General features: G+C 66.3%; 6 protein-coding genes and 1 pseudogene. 3 read left to right on the forward strand and 4 right to left on the reverse strand.

Translation table 11 applies throughout. The features are described from left to right. Nucleotides 1–28: 28 nt before the first annotated feature. From G6020_RS07895 to G6020_RS07910, 4 genes and pseudogenes are all read right to left on the reverse strand, one after another. Nucleotides 29–310 (reverse strand): annotated as a pseudogene (locus tag G6020_RS07895) (cell filamentation protein Fic); the annotation flags it as partial. A 4-nt stretch (nt 311–314) separates the two neighbouring features. Further along, complete coding sequence (locus G6020_RS07900) at nt 315–512, reverse strand: antitoxin VbhA family protein (protein WP_182610248.1); 198 nt, start codon at nt 510–512, stop codon at nt 315–317. A gap of 123 nt (nt 513–635) precedes the next feature. Beyond that, nucleotides 636–2,114: a glutamine synthetase family protein gene (locus tag G6020_RS07905; RefSeq protein WP_182610249.1), complete on the reverse strand. Its 1,479-nt coding sequence runs from the start codon at nt 2,112–2,114 to the stop codon at nt 636–638. Nucleotides 2,115–2,171: 57 nt separating this feature from the next. Then, on the reverse strand, nt 2,172–3,152 hold the full coding sequence (locus tag G6020_RS07910; protein ID WP_182610250.1) for an LLM class flavin-dependent oxidoreductase: 981 nt from the start codon (nt 3,150–3,152) through the stop codon (nt 2,172–2,174). Nucleotides 3,153–3,459: 307 nt separating this feature from the next. Between G6020_RS07910 and G6020_RS07915 the strand changes: the two genes are divergently transcribed. The 3 genes from G6020_RS07915 (at nt 3,460) to G6020_RS07925 (ending at nt 7,049) form a co-directional block, all read left to right on the forward strand. Then, nucleotides 3,460–4,638 (forward strand): phosphotransferase family protein, encoded by a 1,179-nt coding sequence (locus G6020_RS07915; protein ID WP_182610251.1) that lies wholly within the window; start codon nt 3,460–3,462, stop codon nt 4,636–4,638. Between the two features lie 74 nt (nt 4,639–4,712). After that, nucleotides 4,713–5,819, forward strand: a complete 1,107-nt coding sequence (locus G6020_RS07920; RefSeq protein ID WP_182610252.1) for a hypothetical protein — start codon at nt 4,713–4,715, stop codon at nt 5,817–5,819. A gap of 210 nt (nt 5,820–6,029) precedes the next feature. Beyond that, on the forward strand, nt 6,030–7,049 hold the full coding sequence (locus G6020_RS07925) for a DNA (cytosine-5-)-methyltransferase (RefSeq protein ID WP_182610253.1): 1,020 nt from the start codon (nt 6,030–6,032) through the stop codon (nt 7,047–7,049). Nucleotides 7,050–7,180: the final 131 nt, after the last annotated feature.

Genomic DNA, 7,180 nt, shown 5'->3' on the forward strand with positions numbered 1-7,180 from the left:
GACCCCACGCTCAGATGCGAAGAGCCCCTTTCTCGATGCCCACAGTTCGTAGATCGCCCGCCCAGGCGTAGACATCCTGAAACAAGTGGCGGTGGATCGCCTGGAAGAACGCCAGGTCGTACGTTCGCTCACCCAAGAGCTCTGGGACTTCTCGGAGCTCGATGAGCCGCGCTTCGACAAGATCGTTCTCCGCGTCTCGGAGATCACCAACAACGGAGATATTCAGCTTGTTCCTGAGCACTGTAGTACCGGGAATGAAATACCCGGACCAATTCCGTTCATGGCTCCCTGAATCCCACGGGTGCGGCACTCGGCTAGGAGATGTTGTACCGGCGGCGGACGCGATCCCCCAGCTCGGAGGCACTGATGGTGCCACGCGCATATGCGAGCTGGTCAGCTCGCGTGGCGCTCGTGCTAGTGGCCCCTTCCAATTCTGAAGTGCGGCGAATAGACCGAATCGCGCGGACGCGTCGCTGAGTACGCTGAGCCCTCGTCGTCCCGTCACCTTCCATGGCTTCGAGGATAGTCGACGGTTCAGACACACTGCGTCGTACCGCCATACAGAAGGCGTCGTCACCACGTCCTTTCATCGCCCGCCGGGCCACTAGCCGAGTCCAGCCGCGTCACGGCGGGACTCACCCCACGTGCCAGTGACGGCGGATGAGCTCCTCCCGCGCGGTCTCGTCGTCAGCACCCTCCCCGCCCGGCGTGTTGTCGTCGGCCTCGCGCAGGCCCGCGAGCACGGCGTCGATGAGCTGCTCGGGGAACACGCCGTCGGCTTCGAACACCCCACGCTCGGCCTCGAGGACGTCGGCCGCCTCGGTACACGAGGAGGGCAGCTGCTCGAAGTCGTCGTTGTAGTCCGCCTTCAGGTGCTCGGCCTGCTCCAGGCTCCCGGGGTCGTTCAGGCCGCGCGTCGCCGCGACCGCCATGCCGGCCAGGAGCAGGTGCGCGTCGGCCGAGCCGTCGCCGAGTCGCAACTCGATGGTCTGGGGGTCCGTGGCCGGTTCGGGGACGGGCTCGGTGCTTCCGGGATTGGCGTGGGCCACCATGTCGGCCAGCACGTCGCCGCCCCAGGCCAGTGGGACCCGCACCAGACCGGTGCGGTCCTTCTCGCCCCAGCAGATGTCCTCGGGTGACTCGTCGCCGGCGGTGAACCGCAGGTAGGACGTGGGGACCGTGTTGCCGAACGCGGCCAGCGCCCTGGCCGCCGAGAGGTAGCCGGCGATCAATCGTCGCCCGGTGTCGTTGATCCCCTGCTTGGTGACGACGGTGTTGGTGCCGTTCCGCACGAGCCGGCTGTGGATGTGCAGTCCGTTGCCTGCGCCCTCGCCGCTCACCAGTGGCGCGAAGGTCGCCTCGAGGCCGTGGGCGTAGGCGACCTCGCGCACCACCCATTTGGCCAGGACGAGGTTGTCGGCAGCCTGCTCCAGGGGCACGGGCTGGAGCTCGATCTCGTGCTGGACCAGCTGACGGTCATCTTCGAGGATGTTGCCGACCTCGCCGTGGGCGTACTTCAGCGGCACCCCCGTGGAGGAGAGGTGACCCAGCACCTGCTCGCGGACCCGCTCGTGCTTGGAGAAGGGGCCCGACTCCTGGTACCCGCGCTCCTCCTCCACGGGGAAGAGCGCCTCTGGCTGATTGACGAGGTAGTACTCCAGCTCGCCGAAGGCCTCGAGCGTCATGCCGGTCTCCTGCGTCAGCACCTCGGCGGCGCGGCGCACGACCTGCTCGCGCGCGTACGGCAGCGGCGTGCCGTCCTCGCGGTAGAAGGAACACAGCACGTCGAGCGAGGTCCGCTCGCCGAAGGGGTTGAGGAAGGCGGTGCGGTGGCGCGGGACGATGTAGACGTCACTGGCGTCGGTGTCGGTCCCGGGGAATACGCTCGAGCCGTCCACGCGCTCTCCTCGCGTCAGAACCTCGTGGAGGTGCTGGCGGGAGTTGATGGGGAAGGCCAGGGTCTTCAGACGGCCGTCGCCGCCGACGTAGCGCAGGTTCACCTGCTCCAGTCCCAGCTCTTCGACCGCCCGGACGAGGGCGTTCGCGGTGAACTCCGCCGAAGGCATGCCGAGCAGGCGGACGAGGGGGTGGGGTTCAAATGCGTCGATGGCCATGCCTCGTTCTACCAGCGCCGCGGCGCAGTCCCCACCGGACTCAGGACCAATCCAGTTTCAGAACCACAGCTCGGCCAGCAGCTCGATCGACCGGTTCCGCACCGCCGGGTCGAACGCGTAGGTCACGGTGATCAACTCGTCGGCGCCGGTGCGCTCGACGAACTCGTCCAGCTGCGCCTTGACGGTCTCCGGCGATCCCACCGCGCTGATCTCGAGCATCCCGGGCGAGCTGCCGGCGAACTGCTCCGGGTCGACGGGCGGCTGGATCTTGCGCCGCCGCCCCGCCCGCAGGTCGAGGAACATCTGCTGAAGGGTCGTGAACTGTCGCTGCGCCTCAGCGTCAGTGTCGGCGACGATCACGTTGATCCCGGCCATCACCTGGGGCGTGTCGATGCGCGCGGTGGGCGCCTCGGTGCTGAAGGACTCCCGGTAGACGCGGATGGCGTCGTCGATCTGGTCGGGCGCGAAGTGCGAGGCCAGCGAGAACGGCAGCCCCAACTGACCGGCGATCGAGGCGCCGTTCACGGTGGACCCGAGCACCCAGATCGGCACCTCCATGCCCTGTGAGACCGACGAGAGGATCGGGGTGCTGTGCGCGGTACCGGTCTCGCCGAACCACGCCTGCAGGTCGTAGATGTGCTGGGCGAAGGCCTGCGGCTCGGCCGACGACCGGCTCAGTGCCTGGGCGGTCATCCCGTCGGTTCCGGGGGCGCGGCCCAGGCCCAGGTCGATGCGGTCGCCGTGGAGGTTAGCGAGCGTGCCGTACTGCTCGGCCACCATGAGCGGGGCGTGGTTGGGCAGCATCACGCCGCCGGAGCCCACGCGGATGTTCTCCGTCACCGAGGCCGCCTGCGAGATCAACAGTGCCGTGGCGCTGGACGCGAGGTTGGGGGTGTTGTGGTGCTCGGCAAACCAGAGCCGGTGGTACCCGAGCCGGTCGGCGAGGCGCGCGGACTCCATCGAGGCGGCGATGCCCTCCCGGGCGGTCGAGCCGTCGGAGATGGAGACCAGGTCGAGGATGCTCAAGGGGATCGACAACTGCACACCTTTTTCTGCGTTCACTTCTGGGAGTTCGAGCCGGCACGACCCGCGCTCCGAGGCTACCGACGCGAGCCGTTCGGTGACGGATCACCGATCCCCTGTCCGCCCCGCCCCACCCCCGGGGTGGTGGCGCAGGGCGGCCCGTCTCTACGCCTGAATATGACGACGACGACGGGCGCGTCCCCTCCGCCGGGAACGGCCCCGGGGTTGCGCGTTTCGAGTTTCTCTCTATGTGCCGTGGGTCACACTGGGCCGAGTGCGGGTATCGCCCGCGCGGCAGGTCCGCACGAAGGGTCCCGACCACATGACTGACCACGCGACGCCGGCGACGTCCACCGAGTCCACTTCCACACCGACGCGTTCAGATGAACCGCTCAACCAACGAATCACCTCCGGCGAGGCCGACCTCGATGAGTTCCGCGAGCGCCTGACCCTCTGGTTGGCCGGCCGGGACGAGGTGGACTCCGACGCCGGGGTCGAGGTGTCGGCGGTGAGCAGGCCGGAGAGTTCGGGGATGTCCAACATCTCGGTGCTCTTCGGCGCCGCCTGGACCCCGGCCGGTTCGGCCGAGCGCCGGTCCGCGCAGTTGGTGGCACGGATGTGCCCACAGGACGACGCGTTTCCTGTGTTCCCCGTCTACGACCTGCAGACACAGTTCGACGTGATGTGGGTGGTCCGCGAGAACACCGACCTGCCGGTCCCGCGCGTCCGCTGGCTGGAGCAGGACCCGGCCGTTCTCGGCACGCCGTTCCTGGTGATGGACCGGGCCACCGGGCGGGCGCCGGTCGACAACCCCCCGTACGTCTTCGACGGCTGGCTCCTGGAGATGGACCCCGAACAGCGACGCCAGCTGCAGCGGGAGTCCATCGCAGTGTTGGCCGCGATCCACCAGATCCCGGCGCCCGCCGAACTGGTGTCCTCGCTCGCTCCCGCGCCCGGCATGAGTGCGCTGCGCGCCCACGTGGACGAACAGCGGGCCTATTACGAGTGGACAACCCGCGAGGACGGGTTGACGATCCCCGTCATCGACCGAGCCTTCGACTGGATCGAGGCCCACTGGCCCGACGAGACCAGCCCGGACGCCCTCAGTTGGGGCGACGCGCGGATCGGCAACATTCTCTACGAGGGGACGCGACCGACCGCCGTCCTGGACTGGGAGATGGCGACCATCGCGCCGCCCGAGGTGGATCTGGGGTGGTTCCTGTACTTCCACGACGTGTTCCAGGAACTCGCGGTGGCCTTTGACTTCCCCGGGATTCCGGACTTGTTCAAGCACCGCGAGGTCATCGAACAGTACGAACAGCTGACGGGTTCGACGGTCCGGGATCTGCCGTTCTACTACGTGTACGCCGGGCTGCGGCAGGCCGTGATCCTCTCGCGGATCACTCGTCGTCGTATCCACTTCGGTGAACAGGAACCACCACCCCACCCGGACGAGTACGTCCTGCACCACACCAAGCTGGCGCAACTCATCGCCGACTGACCTCGCCCGCCGGACCCGCACCCACCAGCCTCTCCCCCACCCCGCCAGCGTTCGTCTACTGCCCGAGGATCCACGTGAAACCCACCCCGCTCGACGAGTTCCCCGTCCACCAGACGCCGCTGCCGATGGCGCAGGTGGGCACGAGCGATCGGAACTTCTACGACCGCTACTACTTCAACGCGCACGACCGCACCGGCGAGGTGTTCCTGGTGACCGGGTTCGGGGTGTACCCCAACCTCGGCGTGGTGGACGCGTTCGCGACGGTGCGCCACGGCGACACACAGCGATCGGTGCGGTTCTCCGACGCCCTCGGGTCGCGGTCGCTGGAGACGACCGTGGGCGGGTACCGGATCGAGGTGATCGACCCGCTGCGGTCGTTGCGTCTTGTCTGCGAGCACCCGGACCTGTCGATGGACATGACGTGGGAGGGGTCGTTCGACGCAGTACTCGAGGACCGGCACGTCCTACTGGAGGGCACGCGCGCGATGCTGGACGCGAGCCGCTTCGCGCAGGTGGGCAGCTGGTCGGGGACGCTCTCGGTCGACGGCCGTGACTTCTCCGTCGACCCCGACGTGTGGCTGGGCACCCGCGACCGCTCGTGGGGGATCCGCCCGAGCGGCGAGTCCGATCCCCCGGGCCGGTGGGCCGCCGAACCGCGCGAGGGGTTCTGGTGGACCTACATTCCACTGCGTTTCGACGACTACGCGATGGTCGTGATCCTGCAGGAGAGCCCCGACGGGCACCGCACGCTGAACCACGCAAGCCGGGTGTTCGCCGACGGGCGGATCGAGCAGCTGGGCTGGCCGCGGTTGGAGGTCGACTACCGCAGCGGCACCCGACATCCCGAGCGCGCCCGACTGCACCTGACCACGCCTCGGGGTGAGCCACTACTGCTGGAGGTCGAGACCCTGGGCGGTGTCCCGCTGAGCATGGGCGCTGGTTACGTGGGCGACCCGGCCTGGTCACACGGTCGCTGGATGGGCCGCGACTGGAGCGAGTCCGTCACCTACGACATGACCTCCCCCGACGTGGTGGGCATGCTGCCGTTCAACGTCGTGGACCACGTGGCGCGCGCGACCTGCAACGGCGACGAGGGATGGGGCCTGTTCGAGCACGCCAACATGGGCAGGCACGACCCGTCGGGGTTCGACGGGTGGGGGGATGTGGCCAACTCGGCTTGAGCCGGCTTCGGATCCAAAGCATCGTTAAGGAGGCGCGGGTTCGTTCGTAGCCTGTCGTACCTGAGCTGTAGAAAGTGACGCATGAACAACCATGGACATCGTCCACTGAACCCGTGCGCCGGTGTCGGCGCCCTTCGCGCGAGCCCCGCCCAACGGATCTGGGCTATCGTTGGCGTGATGCTGCTTGTTCAACAATGGAGGCTCTGAGTCGTGCTGACTGCCCTTGAGATCTGCGCAGGAGCGGGGGGCCAGGCCCTGGGTTTGGAACAAGCCGGTTTTGCTCACGCCGCTGTGGTCGAAATTGATCCGCATGCGTGCGCCACATTGCGACTGAATCGGGATAATCCGAACGTACCCCTTGATCGGCGTTGGAATGTAATAGAAGCTGATGTTAGAGATATCAACGGTGACGATTTCCTCGGCGTAGACCTCGTAGCAGGCGGTGTGCCGTGCCCCCCATTCTCGATAGCTGGCAAGCAGCTTGGACAGGATGACGAACGTGATCTGTTCCCCGTGGCGCTTGACTTAGTACAAGCCATTAGACCGCGGGCAGTTCTGCTCGAAAATGTTCGCGGTCTCGCTGGTGCGAAGTTCTCCGACTATAGAGGACAGATTATCGAACGGTTGGAGGATCTTGGATACGTCGTTAACTGGCAACTCATTCATGCGGCGCAACACGGAGTCCCCCAGCTGCGGCCGCGTTTCGTCCTCGTCGGCATTAACCTAAACGACGCAGGCCACTTTCACTGGCCCGAGCCAGTAGGTACACCGCCAACTGTCGGGGATGTGCTCTACCAACATATGGCGTCCAACGGATGGCCAGGTGCGATGGAATGGGCGAAGCGCGCGAATACGATTGGACCAACGTTGGTTGGTGGATCGAAAAAGCACGGGGGGCCAGACTTAGGGCCGACACGCGCCCGACAAGCCTGGGCCTCGTTGGGTGTCAATGGTGGCACGGTTGCAGACGAAGCCCCCGGACCGGACTTTCCGCTCGATGGAATACCTAAGCTTACCGTAGAAATGACAGCCGCCATTCAGGGCTTTCCCGATGACTGGAAATTTTCTGGGAGAAAGACAGCGGCCTACCGGCAAGTCGGAAATGCCTTCCCCCCTCCCGTCGCACAAGCATTGGGGAGCAGCATTATTACCGCGCTCAACCGGACCCCTAACACAATACTCACCGAGAACACGGAATTAACAGACGAAATCTACGGGGCTCAAGTTTAGCAACCTGACCGCCCTAGCTCCCGCCCCCTATACATATTGTGGCATTGGGCGTGCCACAGTGGCGGGCCGTCTAGCGTAGAGGACTCCGCTGCCTAAGACAAGCTCGATAACCGGCTCTTCGCATCTGAGCG

Origin of the sequence: Dietzia sp. B19, assembly GCF_014145155.1 — a bacterium.
Taxonomy (GTDB): Bacteria; Actinomycetota; Actinomycetes; order Mycobacteriales; family Mycobacteriaceae; genus Dietzia; species Dietzia natronolimnaea.

Coding starts and splice junctions, on each gene's coding strand:
- G6020_RS07900 (WP_182610248.1), bottom strand. CDS start 512: ATGGAAGGTGACGGGACGACGAGGGCTCAGCGTACTCAGCGACGCGTC.
- G6020_RS07905 (WP_182610249.1), bottom strand. CDS start 2,114: ATGGCCATCGACGCATTTGAACCCCACCCCCTCGTCCGCCTGCTCGGC.
- G6020_RS07915 (WP_182610251.1), top strand. CDS start 3,460: ATGACTGACCACGCGACGCCGGCGACGTCCACCGAGTCCACTTCCACA.